The sequence below is a fragment of the Dyadobacter chenhuakuii genome, assembly GCF_023821985.2.
GTDB lineage: Bacteria > Bacteroidota > Bacteroidia > Cytophagales > Spirosomataceae > Dyadobacter > Dyadobacter chenhuakuii.
On the sequence record NZ_CP098805.1, the window covers coordinates 5,472,124 to 5,497,876 of the forward strand.

Here is a 25,753-nt window from a genome sequence, read left to right on the forward strand (position 1 = left end):
CGCTGCTTCTTTTTCGAAGAGATTCTATCTAGCGACGGCGTGCACGGGCACCTCCGCGGTCATTAACATTATCCATTACGCAGCGGAAGCCGATAAATGCACGACGCTCAGTTTCGTATTCGAACGTTCTCGTGCCGGTCTGTAAGTAGTAAGCGATGTCTTTCCATGAACCACCTTTAACCACTTTGCGGGGTTCGTCTGGATTGTCATATCTTGGGTTCATATCCCAGACAATCGCTGTTGCATTGTCTGTGTAAGCGTCCGAAGTCCATTCTGCAACGTTTCCTGCCATGTTATAAAGGCCGAAGTCATTTGGATTGTATGCATTTGCAGGGCCTGTGTAAGGATAGCCATCCGCATCATAGTTTCCGCGTTGTGGTTTGAAGTTCGCCAGGAAGCATCCTTTTGCATTCATAGTGTAAGGATTACCCCATGGATATTTCGCAACTGCACGTCCGCCTCTTGCTGCCCATTCCCATTCTGCCTCAGTTGGAAGACGGAAACCTGTCGAGTTGAACTGACCTTCTTTGTTCTGGAAGTCATGCAGAAGATTAGTACGCCATTTAGAGAAGTACTGAGCACCTTGCCAGCTAACACCTACAACAGGGTAAGTATCGAATCCTGGATGTTGATAGTAATATTCAACAAATGGGTCACCGTTAGAATATGCAAAGTCTTTTTTCCATGCTGTTGTATCAGGATAGTATTTGGACATAATTTCTTCTTCTCCCAAAACTGAAACCGAGTCAACCAGCAAGGCATTCACAAACTGGCGGTATTCGTTGTTTGTGATCTCCGTATCATCCATAAAGAATGAGCTGATCGTCACGCGCCGGTTCATGTTGTTCATGGAAGAAGCTATATCTTCATCGGCTTGTCCCATTACAAAGGAACCTGATGGGATTACCACCATTCCAGCCGGAGTTGTCTGCTTGTAACCTTTACGGGCTGTCGCTGTAATTTCCCCGTTTTGAATCCCGCTTTCTTCTTGTCCTCCCTTGCCAAACTTACTCTTAATAAACCCGCAACTTTGCATCAGCATAAGAGCGGCTACCAAAAGCAGGCTTTTGACTCCATCCCGATAGAACACTTTCACATTCATAGTGTTTTTGTAAAATTTGAATAATAAAATGTTAGCCTAAAAACGTCGACTGGTGATATATAGTATACTTGAAATAAAAACAAAAATAACAATCTCACGCTCAGCAAAATCTGGGAGAAATTATATTGTGAAGCTCCCCAATCGATCACCAAGCCTGCATTTATCGAGTTAACGTAAGAATAAGATAAATGGTATAAGGCAAGATTATTTTACAAATATAAATTAAAGTTTCGCAAACTGATCACTTTCAATTACCTGCTGGTTTACAAAAACCGTTTAATAATTGCCGAAATCCAAGGTATTTTAAATAATTTCCGGATTCCATAGTACTATATACGGAGCCTGTCAATAGTGATGTCAAAACCTGAAACGCGGCGTCCGGATGATTGTCTTCTTGCCAAACTTCGGAGATGGCAGCGCGTACGACAACATCACTTCGAAAGACGACGGTGCTTTGGAATCATTTCCTCCTAATACAAGATCATACGCTCCTGATAACCTAAGCGATTGATCCGGTAGCAAATAAATCCCCCCCATCACAATAAAATAGGTGTCCTGCTGTCTGTAAGTTCCACCGATCCAGTAACGTTTGTTATAGGTAACTGTTGCGCCGCCCTCGGCAGAGAACGTGCTGATGTCGGATTTTAATAGTACAATTGGCTGTATATCAAGAAGGTAGCCCAATTCGATGTTTAGACCTGCGTTGAAGTATAATGTCTTCGGTAATGGGTTAGTCGCTGTTGTTGATCCGAGCTGGTATTTTGGTTCCAGTAAGTGATTTAAAGAAACGCCTGCATAGAATGTTTCATTCTCAAAACGGGCCCCTACAGAAAAATCAGGATTGATTTCTGAAATGTTTCCGGTTGGAATCAACGGATCATCCAAATCCTGATATCTTAATTTGCTGTAATCGATTGATTGTCTGAATAATCCTGCGCTCGCCCCAACCTGGAAATTACCACCAAAAGCCGGAATCTTATATGCTGCTGACAATTTGAAATCCTGATCCGTACGCGGGCCGCTGCGGTCATTCAGTGCGTAAAAGCCTATCCCGAAATTCTTGATAGGCATACTGAATGAGAAAAGTTGCGTTGACAATGCACCACCTTCATCCGAAATATTTGTTCCCTGATAGCCAGCATATTGCGTTCTGTGCGTGAGCTGAAACTTCGTAAGCCCGTCTGCGCCGGCAGCTGCTGGATTAAGGTAAAGCTGGTTAAGAGAAAATAAGCTGAATTGTGCGTCTTTCTGTGCCATCGCACCGCTGGTGGTCAGGAGTATTATTGCAAGCAGCCGGATATATTTAATACTTCGAATAATAAAAGTCAAAGTCATGCCTGTGGGTTTGGTTAAGGAACACGCTGGGAGTTTTCGGATTTTATTTATAACGCATATTGCTTAAAAAAATTGATAAAATAACAAAAAAGCCCCGGAAATTTTCCGGGGCTTTTTTGGACGAAATTCGGTCTAAACATTGTTCGCTTGCCTGATATAAAGGTCAAGCGCGCCGGTCATGGATGGTGCATTTGGCAAAGGTGCCTGAATGTCCAGAAAAAGTCCTGCATCTGTAACCGCTTTCGCCGTTGTAGGGCCGAAAGCCGCAATTCTGGTGTAATTTTGCTTGAAGTCAGGGAAGTTGTCGTATAATGATTTGATCCCGGACGGACTAAAAAACGCTATAATGTCGTAGTAAACATCTTCCAGGTCAGAAAGATCGGCTGAGCCTGTTTGATACATGGTAGCCTCAGTGAAGTGGAACTCCTCCGTATCTGCAAACTCCGGAATATCGTTTTTGCGTACGTCCGAACATGGATATAGGAATTTCTCTTTCTTGTGTTTCCGCATCAGCTCGATCAGTTCGGCAGCCGTCTTGGTGCCTGTAAAGATCTTTCTTTTGCGAATGACGATGTATTTCTGAAGATAATTGGCAGTCTGTTCTGAGATGCAGAAATATTTCATTGTTGCCGGCACCTCAACTCTTCCCTCGTTACAAATCCGGAAAAAATGATCAATGGCGTTACGGCTTGTAAAAATGACCGCAGTATGATCCAGAATGTTGATTTTTTGTTTACGGAAGTCTTTGTAAGAAACTCCGTCGATTTGTATAAACGGCCTGAAATCTACTTTGATGTTATACTTTTTGGCCAATTCATAATAAGGTGAATTCTCGTCGGCTGGTCTGGATTGACTAACTAAAAGACTGGTTACTTTTTTAAGCCGCTCCTGATCAAAATTGATGGTATCACTCATGTATAATCCTCATTAGTTTAAGTTCCGTTTCACTCTCTGCAATTACAAAGCAAACTTTATGCCGACAATGAGCGGGATTATTTCAATGACGCAAAGGTACGAAAATAAATACAGATTAATCAACGAGCCCGGCGGCTTGGTGACAATGTACAAGGCCAGGAATCTCGCGGAATAGAATAGCAAAAATGGGGCCAGAACATACATTCGCATCTCGGTCAGCCAGTTTATGTGGTTGAAACTGAGCGTGAAAACGAACAGAAACAATGCTGCATAAAAGAGGTAAGAGGATTGTATTATTTTAAGAAAGATAATGTCGACCTGCTTATCCAGATTCAGCATATTTCCTGCCATCACCATGCAGATGTATTTGACATAAGTTAGCAGAAAGAAGATCGCGGAAAGGATAAAGAAGTCACCCAGAATTTCGAGTGTATTAGACTTTTCAGACAATATCGTGCTGACAGAAAATACATTAAGCTTATTGGCCGAAAAGAAAACGACTATGAAGCTCATCAGCATGGATGTGATGATGACGAAGAAAACTACCGTGTTGCTATAAGGCTTGTTAATCTTTGAAAGCTGGTCCCTCGGATCGTTGTTGAAAAACTCAATAGGATTAATCAAACGTATAAAGGACAGGGGATTAGCATTGTAAATCCACACGCTGAGTATCAGGATTAGAATCAGAGAAATTGCAGCAAAGTTACCGAACGGTGTAAATGTGATGGGTTTGATATTGATAAAATTCCGCCCGGCCTGTTCAATCGTCGTAGGGTCATTTAATTTCTTTTTGTTACAAAGCAACACAGATTTATCTCCGATCCCGGCACTGCCGTAAATAGTGAGCAGCAATTCGTCCTTTTTGTAGATTTTATAGAGGCTGTCAATGTTCAGCTCCTGCCACTCATTTCTGTTAATTTTGTTTTGAAGTGATCCTTCCAGGAATAAGTAACTCTCCGTTTCCGCTTTTAAAAGCAGGACATAACGGCGGTTCTTCAGCAGATCAACATACAGGCTCACATAGCGCGCGCCTTCATTTACGCCCTGGGAGAAATGGACGTAGTTCTTGTATTGGGGATTGTAAACCAGCCAGTCGTTCTGGTAATCGTAAACCGGGAAATATTGTTCGGGAGGATTGACCTTGGCCGCGCCGGAAGCGAATGTCCCGGAAATGGAAAAAGCTATTAGAAAAGCCCAAAAAAGCGTAAAAGATATGGACTTCATTGTTATAAAAAAGGGCGGGGTTTCCCCAGCCCTCTTATCAAGTGATATGTAAGCAGATTACTATTTTCTTCCAAGTGCGATCAGCATGGTTTCGCCGATCAATGCAGGTGACTCGGCTACAAAAATACCCGACTCTTTCATAATCCTGATTTTAGCCTCAGCCGTATCGTCAGCACCGCCGATGATCGCACCAGCGTGGCCCATTCTGCGTCCTTTCGGAGCAGTTTGTCCGGCGATGAAACCGACAACAGGTTTTTTGTTTCCAGTAGATTTGATGTAGTTGGCTGCATCCGCTTCCATACTTCCACCAATTTCACCGATCATTACAATCGCTTCTGTTTCAGGATCGTTCATTAGTAACTCAACTGCCTCTTTGGTTGTAGTTCCAATGATTGGGTCACCACCGATCCCGATTGCAGTTGTTTGTCCAAGTCCGGCGCGCGTTAGCTGGTCAACAGCCTCATAAGTAAGCGTTCCAGATTTTGACACGATGCCGATGGTTCCTTTCTTGAAAATAAAGCCTGGCATGATGCCCACTTTACATTCTTCTGCGGTAATAACACCCGGGCAGTTAGGTCCGATCAGGCGGCAATTTTTGTTTTTGATATATTCTTTTGCCTGCATCATGTCTTTGGTAGGAATACCTTCGGTGATACAAACGATAACGCCAATTCCAGCATCAGCAGCTTCCATTATAGCATCAGCAGCAAAAGCCGGCGGAACGAAAATGATAGATACATCAGCGCCGGTAGCACGCACAGCCTGGTCAACGGTGTTGAAAACAGGTCTTTCCAAGTGAGAAAGGCCGCCTTTGCCCGGAGTTACGCCACCTACGACATTAGTACCGTACTCGATCATTTGCTGGGCATGAAAAGAGCCCTCCGATCCGGTAAATCCCTGAACTATAATCTTAGAATTTTTATTAACTAAAACGCTCATGTTGGTAAATCAGTTTTTTTGGTAAAAGTAGAACGAAAAGCACGAAGTAGCAAAATGTAGCCAGAATTTGTAAATTGCTTTTCTGACAATATTAAGCAGGTTTATGCAGATACTCAGCAGTCCACATATATTTTCTAACTTGGTTTTAAGTTTTACCAGCATATTTATTTTCTCCCGGTATTTCCGGACGCAGCCGTTTATCAGCAGGTGGCTTTGGGGCATATTTCTGTTTTTCACTGCGCTCGTTGCCCTCACAGACTTGCTTGTCTACGTGGGCGTAGAAAGTTTCGAAAAACTGTACGGGGTCATCACGGCAGGTGAAATGACATTAGGCGCATTCTGCCTCGTCTCTGCATCCTGGTGCCTCATTATGCGATATCGGGCCGGGACATACTTTTTTGCGTCCACCATTGGGTTGGGATTACTCCTTATGTATTGCATTACCTGGTTTCGTGTAGAATATGTGGGCCTCATTATTAAATCGCTGGCTATCCTGATCACATTGCTGATATCCTGTGTAGGGCTGGCAAGCCGTCAGAAGAGTGCGTTGTGGGTGATATTTTCAATGATGCTGCTCGCTTTATCTACGAAATCCGGGAAGCTTCCCATTCCCATGGATCCCGTCGATATTAACCATTATATGATGGTGCTGTCCGTGATTTGCGTAGGAAGAGCGGCGCGCGATCAATATAAAATCCTGTTTTAAGATCTATTTATCAAACAAATGTTAATGGATTGTTTTTTTTAAATACCGCGTCGTAAATTGCACCAGTTAATTATCAAACAATCAAGTTTACTAATACTCTTAATATGAAAACGACGAAGTATGGCGTAATGCTTCTTGCCTCAGTTTTGGCTTTCGGAGCGGTTACAATGAACACTGCTGAGGCTAAATTGCCTGCCAAAGCAGTTGTTAGCGATGTGAAACAAGCTAAAACCATCGTAATAAAAGGAAGTGACGCAATGCAGTTTGACCTGAAAGAGATCAAAGTGAAAGCCGGACAAAAAGTGAAGCTTACTTTGACACACTCCGGAAAACTTGCTAAGGCTGCAATGGGCCACAACTGGGTTTTGTTGAAGCCAGGAACTGACGTTGCTGCATTCGGTTCAAAAGCGGCTGCTGCAAGAGAAACGGAATACATTCCTGCATCAGAAAAAGCAAGTATCCTTGCGCATACCAAACTTGTTGGTGGCGGCGAAAGCGACACAGTTGAATTTACTGCACCTGCAAAAGGAACATATACTTACATATGCAGTTTCCCAGGTCACTATGCATTGATGAAAGGAACATTCATCGTTGAATAAGGAATAGATTAACACAAAAAAAGCGCTGGTCATGATGATCAGCGCTTTTTTTGCGTCCAGTAAGATCTATATTTCAGCCAGTTGCTTATCGATCAGATCCGTGATTTCGGGGCGGTCCCATTGTGAAGCGCCAACTTCTTCGACCAATATTTTGCCTTTATAAATAATGTAAGTCCGGGGGATCGCATTGCCGTCCAGGGCAGGTGGGTATGCTCCTGCAAACTGATAAAACGGCAGCTTATAACCTTTACGCGCAATGAACGGATTCACTGTTTCAGCATCTTCGTCTGAGATAATGTAGAATGCGACTTTTTCGTGGGCTTTGTATTTATCATACAATTTCTGAATGCCCGGCATCTCCATGTTACAAGGGCCGCACCAGGTTGCCCACACATTCACAAACACCAGCTTATCTTCATCCATAGCCACCGGTTTACCTTCCAGATCTCGCAGTTCCGACAAGTATACGGAGGCTGTTTCTGCTTGTCCGGGTGCAGCGCTTTCTACGTTAGCTTCCTTGTTATCAATGGGTTTAACAAATGAATAATAAACGGCGGCAGCTGCGACGATGAGCAGAACGATGAGAAAAAATTTCCTTGAATTAGCTGTCATAATGGTGTGGAATAAATGAAAAATGAGTTTCCAAAACTGCAATTGGTCCGTTAAAAGTAGCCATATTCTCAATAACCTTCCTCAAAAACCGCGTTCGAAAAATAGGGCATTTGTTTTTTTGATGCGTAGTAGGAATTTGAATACTTTTATAGGATAATAAAAAACATATCTGATTTGAGGAAACGCTTTACATTCATGAAAGTTTTATTTTTTGGTCTGATTACCTTCATTGCAATCCTTTTACCTGGCTCCACTTTTGCTCAACGATCGGCTGCGGAATTTTTTGAAGAAGGGAATACAAGAGCCGGAACAGGGGATTTTAACGGCGCAATGCAAGCCTATTCCACAGTAATTTCCATGAGTCCCGAACATGCGCCGAGCTATTTTAACCGCGGGCTGGCGAAGGCAAATCTTAAAGATTACCGCGGGGCTGTTCAGGACTATAACCGCGCCATTGAGCTCAATCCCAAAGAAGCACTTTATTACCAGAGCCGCGGCGTAAGCAAAAGCTTGCAGGATGATTTTTCTTCGGCCATTGAAGATTATTCGAAAGCATTGGAACTGAATGCCGAAGATCCGAAGATCTACTACAACCGCGGCGTGAGCTATGCCAAATTGAAAAAGCACAGAAGCGCGCTTACCGATCTCGATCGTGCTCTATCACTCAATCCCGATGAACTTGCAGCTTTATATGCACGGGGAAATTGCAAGCAGGATTTGCAGGAGTATGCGGGCAGCCTGGCCGATTTTACACGAGTGATAGAATTGAGCCCTAAAAGAACAGGCGCTTATGCAGGCCGGGGTTTGGCAAAAATTGAGCTAGGCGATTTTCAAGGCGCAGCAGCAGATTTTACGCGTGCCATTGAATTGAGTCCTAATGAAAGCGAATTCTATGAAAAGCGTGGCTTTGCCAAAAATAAAATTGAGGATTATCAGGGCGCCATTATCGATTTTGACAAAACCATTCAATTAAATCCTGAAAACTATCAGGCATTTTACGGAAGAGGTTATGCCAAGGGCAAACTCAATGATACACGTGGCGCAATATCAGATCTTTCAACATCTATTGATTTGAAAAACAGCTATATAGGCGATCCGAAAAAGATTACCTACGCTGGTAAAATTAACCGCGAAGCGCTGGACGGATTAAGAGATCAGGTTCAGCAGAATATTAAGATAGAACATTTAAGCGATGACAGGGCACAGGCATACTTTGTCCGGGGCATAAACAAGGCGAAGGTGGGCGAGACGAAGGGCGCTATTCAGGATCTGACGACTGCTGTTGAGCTTAATCCTACTTATAGCACAGCATTCTTCTCACGTGCAATGATCCGTTCCGCAACGGGTGACCAGATGGGCGCCGTCATGGATTTTTCCAGCTCAATCAAATTGCGTTCAGATTATCCGGAAGCGTATTATTTGAGAGGAATCCTGAAAAACAGCCTTGGTGAAATCAATGACGGCTGCCTGGACCTGAGCAGGGCAGGGGAGTTGGGTTACCAGCAGGCATACAAAGTGATCAGCAGTTACTGCAATTAGTATTTTTTAAGCAAATAAGAAGGGGTTACCGATCATTGATCGGTAACCCCTTCTTTCTAATAACATAACGTACCGATATTAAGCCTTCTTCATTTTTTCAGCCACTTTATCCCAGTTTACCACATCCCAGAATGCTTTAATGTAATCCGGGCGTTTGTTTTGATAATGCAGATAATAAGCATGTTCCCAAACGTCCAATCCCAGGATAGGCGTTCCTTTAAAATCAGAGACATCCATCAATGGGTTATCCTGGTTTGGAGTCGAGCCGATCGCAAGTTTGCCATCTTTCACCACCAACCAAGCCCATCCCGAACCAAAACGCGTTGTTGCTGCTTTGGCAAATTCTTCTTTAAATTTATCCATAGACCCAAACTGACCGTTGATTGCATCAGCAACCGGGCCGGCTGGTGCAGCAGCCTTTTTAGGTCCCATTACTTCCCAGAAAAAAGTATGGTTCCAGTGACCTCCGCCATTATTGCGAATCGCTGCTGGTGCTTTGCCGATTGATTTAATGATATCATCGAGCGATTTTTTCTCGTATTCCGTTCCTTTTACAGCGTCGTTCAGGTTTTTCACATAGGCCGCATGGTGTTTGCCATAATGGATCTCCATGGTTTGCTTGTCAATGCTCGGTTCCAACGCACCAAAATCGTACGGCAGCGGAGCTTGTTTGAATGGTGCCATTTCAGCTGGCAGGCCTTCTCCTGATTTTGCAAATGCCTGGCTGGACAATGCGCTCATCGCCAATGAACTGCCTGCTAATGTTTTTAGGAAGTCGGTTCTATTCATAACAGTCTTTTAGTAAAGTGTTTAGTTCTTAATCGTAGGCCACCCGGCTCACGATGCTGCGCCCAAGGGTGATTTCATCCGCATATTCGAGGTCGCCACCGATAGGGATGCCCCGGGCAATCGTACTCATCTTTACACCCGTCGATTTCAGTTTTTTCTGTAAATAAAAAGCTGTCGTATCGCCTTCCATCGTAGGACTTAGAGCCAGAATGATCTCCTTTACAGGTTCTGAATCTTCCGGATGTTCTATTCTTTTTATTAAAGAATCAATTTGCAGGTCCGAAGGGCCAATTCCTTCCAACGGAGAAATAATTCCCCCTAAAACATGATAAAGCCCCTTATATTGGTTGGTTGACTCGATTGCCAGCACATCTCGCGTATCTACAACCACGCAAATGATCGAATGGTCACGCCTGGGGCTGCTGCAAATGTTGCATAGCCGGTCATCGGCAATATTGTGGCACTTTTCGCAATACGAAGTTTTGGTACGCATGTTGATCAGGGCCTCGGAAAGGGATCTGGTTTGTTCCTCCTCTCTTTTAAGCAAATGTAATGCCAGACGCAGCGCTGTTTTTTTTCCTATACCCGGCAAACGGGAGATTTCACTTACGGCTTCCTCAATAAGACGTGAGGGGTAATTCATGTGAAAAGTTGAGTGAGACTAGTGGATTTCTGCGGAGATTCCGCGGCGGCAGATTTCATTGCGCATGCCGGTCAATTCTTCAAAAGCGCCCTCTTTTACGGAGCATTTGCCTTTATAATGAATGATCAGCGTGCATTGTTCGGCTTGTTCATTGGTATGGCCACAAACTTCCATCAAAGTATCTATGACCCAATCAAATGTATTTACATCGTCGTTGTAGATAACTAATTTCTGAACATCCGTTTCAACAGTTTTATCCAGAATTTCTACCTCAGTGTCTGTAAGCGCTTGCATAACAACCAAATTTCTGTTTGATTAGCAAATCTAAACAAAAACGCAGATTATCGGAAGTTTTAAGGACCTTTTAATCAGCTGCTAAATTCACGAATAACCCACTATAAGCCGCTTTAATGAATCCATATATATCTCTGGCCATCCTGGTTGCTTATTTCGGGATGCTTATAACAGTTTCCATTTACACATCCAGAGGGGCGGATACAAATACATTTTTTACCGCAAACAGGCAGTCGCCGTGGTATCTGGTGGCTTTCGGAATGATCGGGACCTCTTTATCCGGCGTGACGTTTGTTTCGGTTCCGGGGGCGGTTGTGAACATTCAGTTTTCTTATTTCCAAGTCGTTATAGGCTACATTCTGGGTTATCTGGTAATCGGGACGGTGCTGATGCCGCTTTATTACCGGTTGAACCTTATATCCATTTATTCCTATCTCGAACAGCGCTTCGGTTTCTGGTCTTATAAAACAGGCTCGGGATTCTTTTTACTTTCTCGTACAGTTGGCTCAGCAGTAAGGCTTTATGTTGCAGCACAAGTTTTGCAGCTCGCATTGTTCAAGCCATTGGGGATTCCGTTTGAAGTGGCTGTGGCGATAACCATCTTCCTGATCTGGATCTACACATTCAAAGGCGGTGTCAAAACCATTATTGTGACAGATACATTACAAACCTTTTTCCTCATAACAGCCGTTATTCTAACCATTATGCTCGTTTCCAGTGAGCTTAATCTGGATGGTTTCGGCGACATCTGGAACCGCGTTCAGACGAGTGGCTATTCCAAGATCTTCTATTGGGACACGAATGATCCAAAGAACTTTTTCAAACAGTTCTTTGCCGGAGTCTTCATTGCCATTGTTATGACAGGTCTGGATCAGGATCTGATGCAGAAAAACCTGACTTGTAAAAACATTGGTGAAGCGCAGAAGAACATGTTCTGGTTCACGATTGTGCTCGTGATCGTCAACTTTTTGTTCCTGTCACTCGGTGCGCTGCTTTACGTATATGCGGAAGCGCAAGGAATTCCGGCACCTGCCAAATCGGATGATTTCTATCCGATGCTGGCCCTGAACCACTTAGGTCTGGTTGTTGGCATCACATTCTTGCTTGGCATTACAGCAGCCACCTATGCCAGCTCCGATTCTGCATTGACTGCGTTGACCACAGCATTCTGCATCGATTTCATGAACATTGAAAAAAGGCCGGAAGAACAGCGCTCGACCATTAAGTTCTGGGTCCATGTCGGATTTTCGGTAGTGTTTTATCTGGTTATCCTGATTTTCAATAAGCTCAACAGCAAGGAAGTGATCACCGCGGTGTTTGATCTGGCAGGTTACACTTATGGACCTTTGCTGGGATTGTTCTCTTTCGGCGCATTTCTAAAAAGACCTGTCAAAGACAAATGGGTTCCGCTGGTTTGCATTTTAGCACCCATTATTACCTACATTATCAATGATCACTCTGCTGAGTGGTTTAATGGCTATAAGTTCGGTTTTGAACGGCTTATCATCAATGGCTTGATTACATTCATCGGCCTGTGGTTGCTGCATGATCCCAAAGCGAAACGCTACACCCCTAATCCTCTTGTGAGATAAGGGATTTAAACGTTGTTCTAAATTAGGGCAAACCATAGAATCTTGGTTTTGTATAACTTCTAAACCGTTCGGTTTTGCCTGGTAATGTTCGGTTATGAACAGCTTTAAAAGTTGGGCATAGGTTCGTAAAGTTTTCGGATGTCACGTTAATTATCTGAAATATAAGTGGTTATAGTAAGGATGTGCCAGTGAAAGTTTCGTAGGAAATGGACCTGGCACATCCTTTTTTATATATAGTTCAACTGTGCAGATGTACGGTCATAACAAGAAAACTATATTAGCCATGAAAATTTCAAACATTTCAAATCTGTTCTGCGCATTGGCGCTCACTTTGTCTCTTGCATCATTCACAACAGACAAAAAGAAAAATAATGAAGAAAAGACTGCTGCAAATGCAGTGGCTTTTGACGCTGCTCTTTACAAAGTAAGAGAGACAAACAAGGTTAAACTTTCGGTAAACAAAGCAGCTGACGAAACACTGAGAATCATCTTGAAGGACAAAGGCGGAAACGTGTTCTACTCCGAAGTTTTTGATAACAATGATGCAAAATACCGCCGCGTCTTTGATCTCGACAAAATGAATGATGGCGTCTACTACTTTGAATTGTTTTACAATAAAGAGAAATTGGTAAAAGAAGTTCAGATCCAGAGCACCAGCGAGAAACTGATCTCCCTGCAATAACATAAGGTTCAAAAATAGTAAAGGCTCTTTGTCCGAAATGGATGAAGAGCCTTTCTTTTGTTAACTAAGTTCCTTTTCAGGATCCCAAAAGTATTTTTCCCAATGCTGAATGCGGCCATCCTTCACTTCCACGCCCTCACTTTCCAGCCGTTCCTGCATAGTGGTAGGCGTCTCAAACAGATGCCGGGCACTTAGTTCACCTTGCTTGTTCACAACCCGGTGCGCAGGAAGACCGTGTTCTGTATATCCGCTGCTCATAGCCCAGCCCACCATTCTGGCGCCACGTTTGGAGCCGAGGTAAGCGGCAATTGCACCATAGGAAGTAGCGCGGCCAGCCGGAATTTGCCTTACTACATCGTAAACATCAGTGAAAAAATCATATCCCTGCTTCATGTTCTCTTAGTCGGCTTTCTTTGCGCTCCTCAATTTCCTGCGTAAGCTGATTGTACCATTTCGGCCCATAAGCGCGGATGAGCGGATCTTTAAGAAACTTATAAACCGGAACACCCAATTCCTCACCTAAGCTGCATGCAGGACTGCATATTTCCCAGCGATCGTAATTCAGCGCGTGATATTGTTCGTATTTAGTAACCCTTATCGGGTACAAATGGCAGGAAATTGGCTTTTTGTAAGCAATTTTCCCATCGTTATAAGCCTGTTCGATGCCGCATTTTAAAATGCCTCTTTCGTCATAAAGGGCATAAGCACATTCCTTTCCATTAATGATAGGCGTTACATAGTCGCCGTCCCAATCCTTGGTATATGTTCCTTCTTTCGCAATGACATCTTTGCCTGCCTGTGTCAGATATGGCTCAACGTGCGGGTAGATCTCATCGAGGATAGCAAGCTCATCTTCGTCCAGTGGCGCACCCGAATCTCCCTCCACACAGCAAGCACCTTTGCATTTGTCCAGATTGCAGACAAACAGCTGGTCTTCAATGTCATCACTAATACATGTATTGTCAATGAGTATCATATCAATTATTGTTGCGGGATTTTTAGCTTTTGTCCCACCATAACACTATTTCCCGACATATTGTTTAATCGCTTGATGTCTTCCACGTTTGTGTGGTAAGTTTGGGAAATGCGGAAGAGTGTTTCACCGGCAGCCACTGTGTGCGTTTGTGTTGCCGAGGAACGCGAGCCTGTCGACGGGGCGGCAGCAGCAGGCGCTTCCGAAGCCGTTCTTCTTACTCTCAAACGCTGTCCTGACTTCAACGGAGAAGCGCCATTCAGATCATTAAGGTCATATAATTCTTTCACAGACAAGCCGTAAGCCTTCGAAATGCTGTAATAGGTTTGTCCGCCCTGCACCACATGGTATTCACTTCCTGAACTTGTCGCTGTGCGGGTTTCGTGCTTGATCTCTTCGGGTGTTTTGAATGTTTCAGCAGGCTCGGTGCGCACAACTGTGATTTTCTCAGGCTCCTGGGTGGCTTTGGCGGGCGTTTCTCTTGCTGGCGCAGCGCTAGCTGGTGCAGCGCTAGCTGTTTCCGCAGGCGCCCCCTTGCTTACATTGAGCCGCTGGCCAACGACCAATCTGCCCGGTGTATTTTTATTCAAAGCGATCAGCTCTCTTAATGTCAGGCTGTATTTGCTGGCAATGCTAAAATACGTATCACCTGATTGCACAGTATGGAACGAAGCTTTTTCTGTCGCAGCCGGCTTTTCCGGTGCAGCCGTCTTAGGCTCCGCAGCGGCTTCTCTCGCAGCTCTTTCCTCTGCCGCAGCCCTTTGTTTCATATATACCGAAGTTTCGGAAGCAGCACGCGTATCGTTGGGCGTAACCACTTTGGAAGGAGACGAGGAAGTAGCCACAGGCCTTTCCTCGGCCGATTTGAAAGATGTATCCGCATTGTCCTGGGTGATAATCACAACGCGATCACCCGCTTGCTGGCTCACCGGCTCGGTAGGAACTGACGCAGGCACGTTCGTAGCGGTTTTTACGGTTGGATTCGTTTGAATGTTGGCAGCAGCAGGCGTGGCAGCTGCAACCGGCGCATTCGTTACCGGAGGATTCGCGATGGCTGGTGCGCTGGCCGTTTCTTCTTTCTTTTCAACCAACACAGGCGTATATTTTTTCCTTCCCGAGGGTTTGTCAGGAATTACATTGGTATTAGCTGCTGGCGCGGCGGCGATAACATCCTCTTTTTTAGCAATAACCGAATCCTTTTTGCCAGGTGATGGTTGTGGCGGTGCAATGATCTCTATCGGCTGTTTTTTAGGTCTCTTTTTGGTCAGAAACAAAACCTGTCCTGTCTGGATAGGGTAATTGCGGCTTGTTGTGCGGTTGTATTTTAAAAGGCTTACCAGACGGATACCGTATTGCTGCGATACGCTGTGCCAGGTGTCACCAGGTCTGGCTGTGTGAAATGGTGTGGATGCTTTTTTGTGTTTTTTGGCCAAATAATAAACCTGACCAGGAATCAGCTGCATTTCGGCAACCATATCATTGAATCGCATAAACTTAGGTGCGCTCATTCTGCCAGCTTTTGCCAATGTTTTGGGCTTGTCACCGGCGCGTGCCTGTGCTCCGGCTAAACCATTGATTTCATATAGATCCGGACCATTAGGGTCAGATGAATTTGCAGGCATTTTTTTCAAAACAGGATAACCGGTATCCTCGTAAACAGACGCAACAGCGGTTTGCTGAGGTGGCAATGATAATTTTTCACGAACCGAAGCAAGCTGATCGGCCGGAACCGGGATGGTTACCAGATATTGGCGGTCATTTGGGATTTTATCATCCGTCAGCCACCTGTTGAAACTTTTTAGATCGGCAGAAGAGACGCCCAATGATGCAGAAATATCATCAAGTGTTTTACCCTTGCCATAATCCGCTTCGAGAAGCACCAGTTTGTTAGCTGTTTTATATTTCTCGATACCAGCTTCCAACGCAATTTTATGTGCAAAAAACCGGAGCATATAGCGGTCCGTTTTCCCTGTCAATGTCACTTCCCGAGCATACGCCCAGTCGGCCGGAACCACCTTTTTTACACCGCCTGCTCCCTGATAATAGGAGTAAAGTGTTGTAACCCAGTTATTAAATTGCTGATTATTCTTTTTCAGATACCAGGCTGCCGCGTGTGTGGAAGCGCTGATGTTTTTCCTTTCATCTACATCATTATCAACCCGCAGGTTCAACTCCCTGGCTGTCTCCGGCTTGAATTGCCAGTAACCCACCGCATTGGAAGAAGACACAACGTCCGGGCGGAAAGAACTTTCCTGAACGGCCAGATATTTAAAGTCAATAGGAACTTCTTCATCCATTAATATGCCCTCGACAATAGGAAAATGAAGCACGGCGCGGTCCATTTTTTCTTCCCAAAACTTCTTATTGGACATCAGGTTTTTTACATCTTCTTCAATAATGTCCTGGGCACTCCTGTCCAGCTTAACATTAATTCCACCAAACGAAATGCTGGAAGGAATCTCCGGATAAGCTTGGGCAATGACGTTGCTGTTGGCAATAAGCAGCAGCATCCAGGCAACTGTAATGTACTTGATGTTATTCATGAAAGTCCTGGCCATAAATTGTAAATGCTTGGCTGAATGTGTTTTGTGAATTATAATTTCTGGAGAATCATCAACCCATCCCGAATAGGAAGCAGAATGTTGGAAACGCGGCCGTCGTCGTGAACCATTTTGTTGAAGTCTAGTAACGCCTGGGTATCCTTGTCAATTTTGATATCGTCCTGAATTACCTTGCCGCTCCAAAGTACGTTATCGGCAATTAAAAAACCTCCAGTCCGCACTTTTTCTATGCAAAGATTGAAGTAATTCGTGTAGTTGATCTTGTCGGCGTCGATAAAGACCAGGTCAAAAGTCGTGTTCAGTGTTGGTATAATGTCGGTTGCTTTACCAATCTGGTAATCAATAGAATCGGCGAAAGGAGAATGGGCGAAAAAGCGGCGCGTGAAAGTTTCCAGCTCTTCATTAATGTCGATGGTGATCAGCTTACCGCCTGCATTCAGTCCTTCGCAAAGACATAACGCAGAATATCCCGTATAAGTACCGATCTCGAGAATGTTGTCCGGACGGATCATCCGGGATATCATCGACAAAAACCTGCCTTGAAGGTGCCCGGACAGCATACGCGGGTTGAGAATGTTCGCATGTGTCTCCCGATTCAAAGACTTCAGCAATGCACTCTCATCCTCCGTATGTGCTACGGAATACGCCTCAATTTCCTCTGCCAGAAACTTCATTTTATTTTAATGCTTGACTAAACGCAATGTGACCGTGAAATCAGACATTGGCAACAATGCGCTCCAGATAGGTTCCATAACCACTTTTAACCAATGGTTTGGCAATTTCACGCAATTGTTCCGCATTGATAAAGCCCATCCGGTAAGCGATCTCCTCAATGCAGCCCACTTTCAAGCCCTGGCGCTCTTCGATTACCTGAACGAACTGTCCGGCTTGCATCAGCGACTGGAATGTTCCCGTATCAAGCCAGGCAGTCCCGCGGTTCAAAACGCCCACTTTTAATTTGCCTCGTTCCAGGTAAACCCGGTTTACGTCTGTAATTTCCAGCTCGCCGCGTGGGGAAGGAGGGATCGTTTTTGCGATTTCCACCACATCATTATCATAGAAATAAAGGCCCGGAACCGCGTAATTGGATTTAGGAGCCTCCGGTTTTTCCTCAATAGAAAGCACATTATTGGCCTTATCAAATTCCACAACGCCGTAACGCTCAGGATCATGCACCTGATAAGCGAAGATCACGCCGCCATCCGGGTCATTGTTGGATTGCAGCAACTGGGAAAGACCTGAACCATAAAAAATGTTGTCACCCAGGATCAGGGCAACTTTATCATTTCCAATAAAATCTTCACCGATAATGAATGCCTGCGCAAGTCCGTCGGGGCTTGGCTGAACGGCATAGGTGAATTCGCAACCCAGGCGGCTGCCATCTCCTAATAATTTCTCAAAATGCGGCAGATCGTGGGGTGTTGAAATAATCAGTATTTCACGGATCCCCGCCAGCATTAAAATTGATAACGGATAGTATATCATTGGTTTATCATAAACAGGCATAAGCTGTTTACTAACTGCCAATGTCAATGGGTGCAAACGGGTCCCGGATCCACCGGCCAGAATAATTCCTTTCATTATGAGATCGTTGGTAAGCGTAAATTAATGAGTTGTCCCTGCTGACTACGCGTCTGGGTGAACTATCTGTCCGAATACATTTCGGTGTAATATTTCTGGTAATTGCCCGAAGTGACGTTATTGAGCCATTCCTGGTTGTTCAGATACCAGTCTACCGTTCTTTCAAGCCCTTCTTCAAATTGCAGCGAAGGTTTCCAGCCAAGTTCGTTAGAGAGTTTGGTGGCATCGATTGCGTAGCGCAAGTCATGGCCGGCGCGGTCTGTCACGTAAGTGATCAGTTTTTCGGTTTCCCCTTTCTCGCGGCCCAGTTTCTGGTCCATAATGCTGCAAAGCAACAAGACAAGGTCCAGGTTTTTCCATTCGTTATGGCCGCCGATGTTGTAGGTTTCGCCGTTTTTGCCATCGTGGAAAATCACGTCAATAGCAATGGCGTGGTCTTCTACAAAAAGCCAGTCGCGGATGTTTTCGCCTTTCCCATAAACAGGAAGTGGTTTTTGCTGGATAATGTTGTGGATCATCAGCGGGATCAGCTTCTCTGGGAAATGGTTTGGTCCGTAGTTGTTGGAGCAATTGGAAATAACAACCGGCAATTTATAAGTATTGTGGTAAGCCCTTACAAAATGGTCCGAAGAAGCCTTCGAGGCCGAATAAGGCGAACGTGGATCGTAACTTGTTGTTTCAGTAAAGAATGTGCCCGGATCGTGCAGTTCACCATAAACTTCGTCCGTAGAGACATGGTAAAAGCGGCGGTCTGTGAAATCATCTTTCCATGCTTTTTTGGCCGCATTCAAAAGATTTACGGTTCCAACCACATTGGTCATAACAAATGACATCGGATCGGAAATAGACCGGTCTACGTGCGATTCAGCCGCTAAGTGAACAATGCCATGAAAATCATTTTCACTAATGAGCTTGTCAATGAATTCGGCATCAACAATGTCGCCTTTTACAAATGTGTAGTTAGGCGCGTTCTCAATGTCTTTTATATTTTCAAGGTTACCCGCGTAGGTCAGGGCGTCGAGGTTGTATATATGATAATCCGGATGAAAGTTTACAAAACGGCGCACGACGTGTGAACCAATAAAACCTGCACCACCTGTGATTAAGATCTTTTTCATTGTTGAGCTGTTATTTTTAGTTGCCAATTCCATGCGTCTTTCAAAGCATCCGCCATGGTTTTTTCGGCATGCCATTTCATTACATTATTCACTTTATCAGACTGCGCGTAGATTTTTTCAACATCTCCTTCGCGGCGTGGCCCGATGGTATAATTTAGTTTCACACCATTCACTTCTTCAAATGTGTTGATCAGATCAAGAACCGTGTAACCTTCTCCTGTTCCAACATTGAAGACATCATAGTAGTCTGTTTCTTGTTGTTCATCCAAAAGTTCAAGTGCTTTCACGTGCGCTTTTGCAAGATCTACAACATGTATAAAATCACGGATGCAAGTTCCGTCCGCCGTGTCGTAATCATTTCCAAAAACGGTAAGTGACTTGCGAAGTCCGGCTGCAGTTTGCGTAATAAACGGCACCAGATTGCTAGGAACACCATTCGGAAGCTCGCCGATCAGGGATGATTCATGCGCGCCGATGGGATTGAAATAACGAAGTGAGATTGCTTTTACACCGGATTTGGCATACACATAATCGCGGATAATGTCTTCTCCGATCGCTTTGGTGTTACCGTAAGGTGAATTGGCAGGTTTGCGGGGCGTGTTTTCGGTTACCGGGATCGCATCTGGCTGACCGTAAACTGTACACGATGAGGAAAATACGAAATTGGGCACTTTAAATTCCTGAGCCGCACGCAATAGAACAAGCAGGGAAATCAGGTTATTTTCGTAATAATTAAGCGGCTTTTCAACAGACTCACCCACGGCCTTATAAGCAGCAAAGTGAATGATGCCGTCAAATTTCTCTTTTTCAAACAGCGCCTTGATCTTTTCAGAATCATTGCAATCGATTTCGTAAAATGGAAAATCCTTGCCGGTAATTTTTTTTATCCCTTCCAGAACGCCGAGATTTGAATTGTAGAGATTGTCGACGATGACTGGCTCAAATCCTGCTTTATCTAGTTCAACAACAGTGTGAGAACCAATAAAGCCGGCTCCTCCCGTAACAAGAATTTTCATGTGCTCTTTGCTTAATTAAAAAAAATATTGTGGTATAGATGGTGGAAAAATAGAAGCTGAACATTCAAAATCTGCTCCGTTAGCCAGCTTTTTTTCCGGGCAAAAGTAGAAAATTTGATGTCCATAAAAAAAAAATGTTTTTATTTATCCGTTGGTTGTTAAATGCAGATTTGAGGAAAATGAACCAGAGAGAAATTAAAGCACTGATATCCTTGCTTGATGACGAAGATCATGAAGTGAGCCAGCATGTGGAGGGGAAAATCTTGTCGTTGGGTGGCAATGTCATACCATTTCTCGAAACCGAGTGGGAGGAAAGCTTCAACCCGATTGTGCAGCGTAAAATAGAAGAGTTGATACACGAATTGCAGCTGAGCATCATGATTGAGCGCTTGCAATCGTGGAAAAATGGCGGTGCGCTGGATTTGCTCGAAGGAATGTGGATCATTTCGACTTACCATTATCCGGATCTTTCCATGGAAAAACTCCGGACCACGATTGAACAGCTTTATTACGACATATGGATCCAGTTTCAGGAAGAAATGAATGCTGTAGACCAGATCAAGCGTATTAACAGCATCTTTTTTGGAGTGATGAACTTCGCGGCGAACACCAAAAACTTTCATTCGCCTTCTAATTCCATGGTTAATGTTGTGCTGGAAAGCCGGAGGGGAAACCCGATCACATTGTGCGTGATCTATCTTTTGATAGCCAGAAAGCTGGGAATGCCTGTTTATGGCGTGAACCTGCCGAATCTTTTCGTGCTGACTTACAAAAACGACAAGACGCAGTTTTATATCAATGTCTTTAACAGGGGAATTATTTTTTCCAAAACAGACATTGACCATTATATCGCGCAGCTCAATATTAAGTCGAAGGAGATATTTTACCAGCCTTGTACAAACCTCGAAATTGTACAGCGCGTGTTGCGTAACCTGATTTTATCTTACGAAAAGACGAGTGAGCAGGATAAAATAAAGGAAATTGAGAAGATCCTGAAATCCACATTGGACGATATGCCTGACTTATAGGCTATAATGCAATGGCCAGGCAATGTTGATCAAACCACCTGACGGTTATATTGGCCTCGATATCCCTGCCCAGATCTGTCAGCCTGCCCTTTAACAGTAGTGCGTCTTTGTCAAAAGGTTCTATATATATGGAATCTTTGAAACTGACCTTTTTCTTGCCATATAACTTATAAAGCGCCTCTTTTGCACACCAATACATGCATAGGAGTGCAATTTCATCGCCGGCATGCTCAAATTCCGGTTGAGATAGATATTTTTTGGAAGTGCGCTGTAGTTTCGCGTCCATTTTCTCCATATCAATGCCCACAGCCGCAGGCGGATTAATGGCAACGGCAACAAAATCGTTGGTATGGGTGATGGAAATGTGCGAATCGTTATCAATCAGGAACGCCTTGCCGTGCTCATCCTTGTAAGTCCCGATGTAATTAATGTCAAATTGTTCAGCAATAATCTTGATCAGCAGCCTGCTGGCCAGCCACTCACGCAATTTTTGCGGATGCGTGATTGCTGAGAGTTCATCCGCATTATAGGCATAACCCAGCGTTTCTTTGAGCTCCGTTTCAGTTTCGGTAAGCTTCCAAAGCAGCAGCGTACTGGACTCTTCGATCATTTCGGAATGAACGAGCGGCATAATTATTCTGTTTACAATTTCTATTTTTGACGCTCAATCCCTATCGCAAGTAAAGCATGAACATTCGCAAAGTAGATACTTTTTCCGGTCATAGAGACAGTGTTTATACAATTATTTCTGACAACACTTCTCATGGCTTTTACTCTGCTGGCGGCGATGGTTTTGTAATTCAATGGGATCTTAATAAACCCGATCTGGGAAATCTCGTCGCCCGTGTGGGTGTTTCGGTATATGCATTAGGTCTTGAAAAAGAAAATAATGCACTTTGGATCGGGCAAAATTACGAAGGCATCCAGGTGCTCGACATTGCTCAAAACAAGATTGAAAGAACCTCAAAGATCACCACAGCGCCTATTTTTGACATTCAGTTTTTTGACAACAAGGCATTGATTGCATTGGGCGACGGTGTAATTGTGGTCATGGACATTGCTTCTTTTGCGGTTCAGAAGCACATTAAAGTCTCCGGCAAGAACATCCGAACCATTGCAATCAACCATGAAACACGTGAATTTGCGGTCGGTGACAGCGATTTTAATGTCAATATCTTCGATTTGGACGGTTTTGTGTTAAAAAAGACGATCCAATCGCATAGTAACTCAGTATTTTCCGTTAAGTATTCACCGGACGGCAAATATCTCTTTACAACGGGCCGGGACGCACACATCAAAATATGGGACGTAAATGACGCCTATGGGATGGTTTTAGACATTCCGGCACATTTATATGCGGTCAACGACATTAGTTTCAGCCCCGACCGCACATTATTCGCCTCCTGCAGCATGGACAAATCGGTAAAGGTTTGGGATGCTGTTACTTTTAAACTCAAAAAGATCATTGACCGTGCCAGGCATGCGGGGCATGGAACTTCGGTTAACAAACTGCTCTGGACGAGCTATGAAAACCAGTTGATTTCATGCAGCGACGACCGGATGATTTCGGTTTGGGAAGTGGCTGAATAGTATACTTATAATATGGGATTATTGGTAAATACTTTGAAAAATGATCCATATATCTTTAACTTACACGACCGTTTTTAACTAAGTAACAAAGCATAGATTGCATCATGAAAATATCCGCTATAGACATACGCAAGCACACTTTTGAAAAGATTTTCAGAGGTTATGACCCGGACGAAGTAGATGCTTTTCTTAATTCGTTGTCCCAGGAATGGGAGCGTTTTTCAAGCGAAAATAGTCTTTTGAAAATGCAGCTTGAATATGCTGAGAAAGAGCTTAGCAAGCTAAAAGACATTGAATCTACGCTGTTCAGAACATTAAAAGCGGCAGAAGACACCAGCAAGCTAATTGAAAAAGAAGCCAATGAAAATGCTGAAAAACGAATTGAAGAATCCCGGACAACTGCCAATGATCTGGTAAGTGAAGCCGAAAACAGGACGAACCTGATCATCCGTGAAACGGAGGACAGGCTGAAACGTTTCAAAGAAGATTTCGCTGCCGAGGTGAAGTTGCAGGAACGTGATTTCCGTGCAATTGAGAATTTCAGGGATAACCTGATTGTGCAGCTTTCTTCACTGGCCAACAACACCATTGAAACGGTGGAAAGGTTTGAGCAGAAATATGATAAGCAGTCCGTTTTGAATAAAATGGAAGAGATCAAGCAGCACATTTCTGAGATTGAAATTCCTAAGAAAGCTTCGTTCCTGACTGAACCAAGAGTTGTTCCACAATTGGAAGAAGTGTCAAAAACGGAGGCGGAAGTGGTTTTGCAGGATGACGAACCTGAGGTGTTATTTGAAGTTGTTGATGCGGAGGATGAAGTAGTGGTGGATGAGGAAGAAGAATTTGTTCCGCAAATAGCCTATGAAGACGAGGAACCGGAAATGTTGAATGAAGTCGTTGAAGTAGAGCCGGAAGCTTTCTCGGAACCGGAGCCGGTTGAAGAAGAAATTGCATACAGCTTAAAAGAAGAGCCAAGAACCGCAGCTGAGGATTCGGCAGCAGCATTAGCTGAGCTGCAACGCACAGCCCGCGAGCGCGAAGCGGAGCTAAACAGAGAAACGGAAAGAGTAAGGGAAAACGAGCGGGTTAGAGAAAACACGCCGGTTAATCGTCCACGCGTTCCTGAAAACCAGCCGAAGAAAACCGGAGGTTCATTTTTTGATCAAATCTAGAATACATTGGGAACAATAAGCCTTGAAGGTCTGGAGTTCTTTGCATACCACGGCTATTATCCTGAGGAGCAACGAATTGGAAATAAATATGCATTAGACATCATCATCACAGCCGACTTCATCAAGGCTGCACAAGAGGATAAGCTAAGCGAAACAGTCAACTACGAAACGATCTACCAAATCGCTTCCAAAGTAATGAAAGAACCAGCCAAGCTGCTGGAACACATCGGTTTTACAGTTATTGAAAAAATAAGGGAACATTACCCGGTTGTAGCCAACATAACAGTCCGGGTCTCCAAGTTCAATCCACCAGTAGGAGGCGTTTGTACCAGAGCGATGATTACTATGGAAGGGTAGGGTATTGTGACCCTGTCATGCTAAGCGGAGCCGAAGCACGCTACTCCTTGGTACCGTGCTTCGACTCCGCTCAGCATGACAGGGGTTATTAATTAATACTCATGCGGCAGCGGCACATTGATCCGCTCATTCCAAGTCAACCCATGCTGGTTTAGCAAGTCCATAAATGGATCCGGGTTAAGCTCTTCTACATTGTAAACGCCTGGCTTCATCCATTCTTCATTAGTGAGCATCAGCATTGCGCCGATCATGGCTGGGACGCCGGTGGTGTAACTTACTGCTTGTGCGCGGACTTCGCGATAGCATTCGGCGTGGTCGCAGTTGTTCCAGACGTAATAGGTTTTTTCTTCACCACCTTCGATGCCTTTGATCTGGCAACCGATGGATGTTTGGCCTGAATAATTTTCTCCCAACGAATCCGGTGCCGGAAGCACGGCTTTCAGGAATTCAAGCGGGACAATGTCCATGCCATTGAATTTGATGGGCTTAATGCTTGTCATACCCACATTTTCAAGCACATTTAAATGCGTGATATAAGCCTGGCCGAATGTCATCCAGAAACGCGCGCGCTTCAATGTCGGGAAGTTTTTTACAAGGGATTCCAGTTCTTCGTGGTAAAGCACATAGCTCTCTTTCGGTCCGATTCCGGGATATTCGATAGGCTTGTGAATGGACATCGCAGGAATTTCAATCCACTCGCCATTTTCCCAGTAACGACCTGGCTGGGTAATCTCACGGATGTTGATCTCCGGATTGAAGTTCGTTGCAAATGCTTTCCCGTGATCGCCTGCATTACAGTCGATGATGTCCAGGTAATGCATTTCATCAAAATGATGTTTATTGGCATATGCAGTGAAAACCTGCGTTACGCCCGGATCGAAGCCGCAGCCCAAAACGGCCATTAAACCTGCCTCTTTAAATCTTTCCTGATAAGCCCATTGCCAGCTGTATTCAAACTTGGCAACATCTTTTGGCTCATAATTGGCTGTGTCCAGATAATGTACACCCGTTGCCAGACATGCCTCCATAATCGTCAGATCCTGATAAGGCAAGGCAACATTGATCAGTAACTTTGGTTGAAAACGTTTGATCAGAAGCACTGTTTCTGCAACGATATCTGCATCAACTTGTGCCGTTTGAATGGTGACACCGTGCATTTCCTGAATTTCAGCAGCGATTTTATCGCACTTCGATTTGGTACGGCTGGCCAGCATAATTTCCGTAAAAACATTGCTGTTCAGCGCACATTTATGGGCTACAACACTTCCAACCCCACCTGCACCAATGATCAGAACCTTAGACATTTTGTTTCGTTTAAGTTAAAAGACTTCCCAGGTTTTGAAATCTGGAAAGTCTTGTCGAATATCCCGCAAAGATAGAATGACC

27 protein-coding genes are annotated in these 25,753 nt (G+C 44.3%); 9 read left to right on the plus strand and 18 right to left on the minus strand.

Going from position 1 to position 25,753, the window contains the following annotated elements:
- Positions 1–28 precede the first annotated feature (28 nt).
- The 5 genes from porK to sucD all read right to left on the minus strand — a co-directional run bounded on the left by porK (position 29) and on the right by sucD (position 5,515).
- A complete protein-coding gene (gene porK, locus NFI80_RS22890; protein ID WP_026628456.1) occupies positions 29–1,102 on the minus strand; it encodes a T9SS ring complex lipoprotein PorK/GldK in 1,074 nt (357 codons plus the stop codon).
- Positions 1,103–1,459: 357 nt separating this feature from the next.
- Complete coding sequence (locus NFI80_RS22895; RefSeq protein WP_233797296.1) at positions 1,460–2,437, minus strand: PorP/SprF family type IX secretion system membrane protein; 978 nt, start codon at positions 2,435–2,437, stop codon at positions 1,460–1,462.
- 132 nt (positions 2,438–2,569) lie between these two features.
- Complete coding sequence (locus tag NFI80_RS22900) at positions 2,570–3,352, minus strand: uroporphyrinogen-III synthase (protein ID WP_233797295.1); 783 nt, start codon at positions 3,350–3,352, stop codon at positions 2,570–2,572.
- A 42-nt stretch (positions 3,353–3,394) separates the two neighbouring features.
- Positions 3,395–4,576: a DUF4271 domain-containing protein gene (locus NFI80_RS22905; protein ID WP_235163946.1), complete on the minus strand. Its 1,182-nt coding sequence runs from the start codon at positions 4,574–4,576 to the stop codon at positions 3,395–3,397.
- 60 nt (positions 4,577–4,636) lie between these two features.
- Positions 4,637–5,515, minus strand: a complete 879-nt coding sequence (sucD, locus tag NFI80_RS22910) for a succinate--CoA ligase subunit alpha (RefSeq protein WP_026628452.1) — start codon at positions 5,513–5,515, stop codon at positions 4,637–4,639.
- Between the two features lie 103 nt (positions 5,516–5,618).
- On the opposite strand from sucD, the gene NFI80_RS22915 reads away from it, so the two are divergent.
- Both NFI80_RS22915 and azu read left to right on the plus strand, forming a co-directional pair.
- Entirely contained in the window at positions 5,619–6,221 is a 603-nt protein-coding gene (locus NFI80_RS22915; protein WP_026628451.1) for a hypothetical protein, read from the plus strand.
- Between the two features lie 104 nt (positions 6,222–6,325).
- Complete coding sequence (azu, locus tag NFI80_RS22920; RefSeq protein WP_233797293.1) at positions 6,326–6,820, plus strand: azurin; 495 nt, start codon at positions 6,326–6,328, stop codon at positions 6,818–6,820.
- Positions 6,821–6,886: 66 nt separating this feature from the next.
- Here the strand turns inward: azu and NFI80_RS22925 are convergent, their stop codons facing one another.
- Positions 6,887–7,432 carry a TlpA family protein disulfide reductase gene (locus NFI80_RS22925; protein WP_233797292.1) on the minus strand — a complete coding sequence of 182 codons (546 nt, stop codon included), beginning with the start codon at positions 7,430–7,432 and terminating at the stop codon, positions 6,887–6,889.
- Positions 7,433–7,627: 195 nt separating this feature from the next.
- Between NFI80_RS22925 and NFI80_RS22930 the strand changes: the two genes are divergently transcribed.
- Positions 7,628–8,971 (plus strand): tetratricopeptide repeat protein, encoded by a 1,344-nt coding sequence (locus NFI80_RS22930; protein ID WP_235163947.1) that lies wholly within the window; start codon positions 7,628–7,630, stop codon positions 8,969–8,971.
- Positions 8,972–9,049: 78 nt separating this feature from the next.
- On the opposite strand, the gene NFI80_RS22935 is transcribed toward NFI80_RS22930, so the two are convergent.
- Genes NFI80_RS22935 through NFI80_RS22945 form a run of 3 tightly spaced genes read right to left on the minus strand, consistent with a single transcriptional unit; the run spans position 9,050 to position 10,697 of the window.
- The gene (locus tag NFI80_RS22935) at positions 9,050–9,760 is read right to left on the minus strand and encodes a superoxide dismutase (protein WP_275978145.1); all 711 of its coding nucleotides are present in this window, start codon (positions 9,758–9,760) and stop codon (positions 9,050–9,052) included.
- A 28-nt stretch (positions 9,761–9,788) separates the two neighbouring features.
- A complete protein-coding gene (gene recR, locus NFI80_RS22940) occupies positions 9,789–10,403 on the minus strand; it encodes a recombination mediator RecR (protein ID WP_235160356.1) in 615 nt (204 codons plus the stop codon).
- Between the two features lie 18 nt (positions 10,404–10,421).
- A complete protein-coding gene (locus tag NFI80_RS22945) occupies positions 10,422–10,697 on the minus strand; it encodes an ATP-dependent Clp protease adaptor ClpS (protein ID WP_233797289.1) in 276 nt (91 codons plus the stop codon).
- Between the two features lie 116 nt (positions 10,698–10,813).
- Here NFI80_RS22945 and NFI80_RS22950 point away from each other — a divergent pair, with 116 nt between their 5' ends.
- Both NFI80_RS22950 and NFI80_RS22955 read left to right on the plus strand, forming a co-directional pair.
- Positions 10,814–12,289 (plus strand): sodium:solute symporter, encoded by a 1,476-nt coding sequence (locus NFI80_RS22950; protein WP_235163948.1) that lies wholly within the window; start codon positions 10,814–10,816, stop codon positions 12,287–12,289.
- A 283-nt stretch (positions 12,290–12,572) separates the two neighbouring features.
- Positions 12,573–12,971 carry a hypothetical protein gene (locus tag NFI80_RS22955; RefSeq protein ID WP_235163949.1) on the plus strand — a complete coding sequence of 133 codons (399 nt, stop codon included), beginning with the start codon at positions 12,573–12,575 and terminating at the stop codon, positions 12,969–12,971.
- A 60-nt stretch (positions 12,972–13,031) separates the two neighbouring features.
- On the opposite strand, the gene NFI80_RS22960 is transcribed toward NFI80_RS22955, so the two are convergent.
- The 7 genes from NFI80_RS22960 to galE form a co-directional block, all read right to left on the minus strand.
- A complete protein-coding gene (locus tag NFI80_RS22960) occupies positions 13,032–13,364 on the minus strand; it encodes an MGMT family protein (RefSeq protein WP_235163950.1) in 333 nt (110 codons plus the stop codon).
- Positions 13,348–13,947: a DUF3109 family protein gene (locus NFI80_RS22965; RefSeq protein WP_235163951.1), complete on the minus strand. Its 600-nt coding sequence runs from the start codon at positions 13,945–13,947 to the stop codon at positions 13,348–13,350. Before NFI80_RS22965 ends, NFI80_RS22960 begins: the two co-directional genes overlap by 17 nt.
- Positions 13,948–13,952: 5 nt before the next feature.
- Positions 13,953–16,487, minus strand: coding sequence for a LysM peptidoglycan-binding domain-containing protein (locus tag NFI80_RS22970; RefSeq protein ID WP_235163952.1), 2,535 nt, complete (start codon positions 16,485–16,487; stop codon positions 13,953–13,955).
- Between the two features lie 50 nt (positions 16,488–16,537).
- Positions 16,538–17,179 carry an O-methyltransferase gene (locus tag NFI80_RS22975; protein ID WP_235163953.1) on the minus strand — a complete coding sequence of 214 codons (642 nt, stop codon included), beginning with the start codon at positions 17,177–17,179 and terminating at the stop codon, positions 16,538–16,540.
- A gap of 40 nt (positions 17,180–17,219) precedes the next feature.
- Positions 17,220–18,086, minus strand: coding sequence for a glucose-1-phosphate thymidylyltransferase RfbA (gene rfbA, locus NFI80_RS22980; RefSeq protein ID WP_233797282.1), 867 nt, complete (start codon positions 18,084–18,086; stop codon positions 17,220–17,222).
- Between the two features lie 62 nt (positions 18,087–18,148).
- A complete protein-coding gene (gene rfbB, locus NFI80_RS22985) occupies positions 18,149–19,204 on the minus strand; it encodes a dTDP-glucose 4,6-dehydratase (protein WP_235163954.1) in 1,056 nt (351 codons plus the stop codon).
- Positions 19,201–20,220, minus strand: a complete 1,020-nt coding sequence (galE, locus tag NFI80_RS22990; protein ID WP_233797280.1) for a UDP-glucose 4-epimerase GalE — start codon at positions 20,218–20,220, stop codon at positions 19,201–19,203. Before galE ends, rfbB begins: the two co-directional genes overlap by 4 nt.
- A gap of 179 nt (positions 20,221–20,399) precedes the next feature.
- On the opposite strand from galE, the gene NFI80_RS22995 reads away from it, so the two are divergent.
- Complete coding sequence (locus tag NFI80_RS22995) at positions 20,400–21,248, plus strand: transglutaminase-like domain-containing protein (protein WP_235159232.1); 849 nt, start codon at positions 20,400–20,402, stop codon at positions 21,246–21,248.
- A gap of 1 nt (position 21,249) precedes the next feature.
- Here the strand turns inward: NFI80_RS22995 and NFI80_RS23000 are convergent, their stop codons facing one another.
- Positions 21,250–21,879 carry a 4'-phosphopantetheinyl transferase family protein gene (locus tag NFI80_RS23000; RefSeq protein ID WP_235163955.1) on the minus strand — a complete coding sequence of 210 codons (630 nt, stop codon included), beginning with the start codon at positions 21,877–21,879 and terminating at the stop codon, positions 21,250–21,252.
- Between the two features lie 56 nt (positions 21,880–21,935).
- Here NFI80_RS23000 and NFI80_RS23005 point away from each other — a divergent pair, with 56 nt between their 5' ends.
- From NFI80_RS23005 to folB, 3 genes are all read left to right on the plus strand, one after another.
- Positions 21,936–22,838, plus strand: a complete 903-nt coding sequence (locus NFI80_RS23005; RefSeq protein WP_235163956.1) for a WD40 repeat domain-containing protein — start codon at positions 21,936–21,938, stop codon at positions 22,836–22,838.
- Between the two features lie 104 nt (positions 22,839–22,942).
- Positions 22,943–24,010, plus strand: a complete 1,068-nt coding sequence (locus tag NFI80_RS23010) for a DivIVA domain-containing protein (RefSeq protein ID WP_235163957.1) — start codon at positions 22,943–22,945, stop codon at positions 24,008–24,010.
- Between the two features lie 6 nt (positions 24,011–24,016).
- Positions 24,017–24,367 carry a dihydroneopterin aldolase gene (folB, locus tag NFI80_RS23015; RefSeq protein WP_082216098.1) on the plus strand — a complete coding sequence of 117 codons (351 nt, stop codon included), beginning with the start codon at positions 24,017–24,019 and terminating at the stop codon, positions 24,365–24,367.
- Between the two features lie 92 nt (positions 24,368–24,459).
- Here folB and NFI80_RS23020 read toward each other — a convergent pair whose 3' ends face one another.
- Positions 24,460–25,671: a saccharopine dehydrogenase family protein gene (locus NFI80_RS23020; protein WP_235163958.1), complete on the minus strand. Its 1,212-nt coding sequence runs from the start codon at positions 25,669–25,671 to the stop codon at positions 24,460–24,462.
- Positions 25,672–25,753 lie beyond the last annotated feature (82 nt).

Bases quoted from the DNA above. Each gene is read 5' to 3' on its own strand.
- porK (WP_026628456.1), bottom strand. From the start codon at position 1,102: ATGAATGTGAAAGTGTTCTATCGGGATGGAGTCAAAAGCCTGCTTTTG.
- NFI80_RS22895 (WP_233797296.1), bottom strand. From the start codon at position 2,437: ATGACTTTGACTTTTATTATTCGAAGTATTAAATATATCCGGCTGCTT.
- NFI80_RS22900 (WP_233797295.1), bottom strand. From the start codon at position 3,352: ATGAGTGATACCATCAATTTTGATCAGGAGCGGCTTAAAAAAGTAACC.
- NFI80_RS22905 (WP_235163946.1), bottom strand. From the start codon at position 4,576: ATGAAGTCCATATCTTTTACGCTTTTTTGGGCTTTTCTAATAGCTTTT.
- sucD (WP_026628452.1), bottom strand. From the start codon at position 5,515: ATGAGCGTTTTAGTTAATAAAAATTCTAAGATTATAGTTCAGGGATTT.
- NFI80_RS22915 (WP_026628451.1), top strand. From the start codon at position 5,619: ATGCAGATACTCAGCAGTCCACATATATTTTCTAACTTGGTTTTAAGT.
- azu (WP_233797293.1), top strand. From the start codon at position 6,326: ATGAAAACGACGAAGTATGGCGTAATGCTTCTTGCCTCAGTTTTGGCT.
- NFI80_RS22925 (WP_233797292.1), bottom strand. From the start codon at position 7,432: ATGACAGCTAATTCAAGGAAATTTTTTCTCATCGTTCTGCTCATCGTC.
- NFI80_RS22930 (WP_235163947.1), top strand. From the start codon at position 7,628: ATGAAAGTTTTATTTTTTGGTCTGATTACCTTCATTGCAATCCTTTTA.
- NFI80_RS22935 (WP_275978145.1), bottom strand. From the start codon at position 9,760: ATGAATAGAACCGACTTCCTAAAAACATTAGCAGGCAGTTCATTGGCG.
- recR (WP_235160356.1), bottom strand. From the start codon at position 10,403: ATGAATTACCCCTCACGTCTTATTGAGGAAGCCGTAAGTGAAATCTCC.
- NFI80_RS22945 (WP_233797289.1), bottom strand. From the start codon at position 10,697: ATGCAAGCGCTTACAGACACTGAGGTAGAAATTCTGGATAAAACTGTT.
- NFI80_RS22950 (WP_235163948.1), top strand. From the start codon at position 10,814: ATGAATCCATATATATCTCTGGCCATCCTGGTTGCTTATTTCGGGATG.
- NFI80_RS22955 (WP_235163949.1), top strand. From the start codon at position 12,573: ATGAAAATTTCAAACATTTCAAATCTGTTCTGCGCATTGGCGCTCACT.
- NFI80_RS22960 (WP_235163950.1), bottom strand. From the start codon at position 13,364: ATGAAGCAGGGATATGATTTTTTCACTGATGTTTACGATGTAGTAAGG.
- NFI80_RS22965 (WP_235163951.1), bottom strand. From the start codon at position 13,947: ATGATACTCATTGACAATACATGTATTAGTGATGACATTGAAGACCAG.
- NFI80_RS22970 (WP_235163952.1), bottom strand. From the start codon at position 16,487: ATGAATAACATCAAGTACATTACAGTTGCCTGGATGCTGCTGCTTATT.
- NFI80_RS22975 (WP_235163953.1), bottom strand. From the start codon at position 17,179: ATGAAGTTTCTGGCAGAGGAAATTGAGGCGTATTCCGTAGCACATACG.
- rfbA (WP_233797282.1), bottom strand. From the start codon at position 18,086: ATGAAAGGAATTATTCTGGCCGGTGGATCCGGGACCCGTTTGCACCCA.
- rfbB (WP_235163954.1), bottom strand. From the start codon at position 19,204: ATGAAAAAGATCTTAATCACAGGTGGTGCAGGTTTTATTGGTTCACAC.
- galE (WP_233797280.1), bottom strand. From the start codon at position 20,220: ATGAAAATTCTTGTTACGGGAGGAGCCGGCTTTATTGGTTCTCACACT.
- NFI80_RS22995 (WP_235159232.1), top strand. From the start codon at position 20,400: ATGAACCAGAGAGAAATTAAAGCACTGATATCCTTGCTTGATGACGAA.
- NFI80_RS23000 (WP_235163955.1), bottom strand. From the start codon at position 21,879: ATGCCGCTCGTTCATTCCGAAATGATCGAAGAGTCCAGTACGCTGCTG.
- NFI80_RS23005 (WP_235163956.1), top strand. From the start codon at position 21,936: ATGAACATTCGCAAAGTAGATACTTTTTCCGGTCATAGAGACAGTGTT.
- NFI80_RS23010 (WP_235163957.1), top strand. From the start codon at position 22,943: ATGAAAATATCCGCTATAGACATACGCAAGCACACTTTTGAAAAGATT.
- NFI80_RS23020 (WP_235163958.1), bottom strand. From the start codon at position 25,671: ATGTCTAAGGTTCTGATCATTGGTGCAGGTGGGGTTGGAAGTGTTGTA.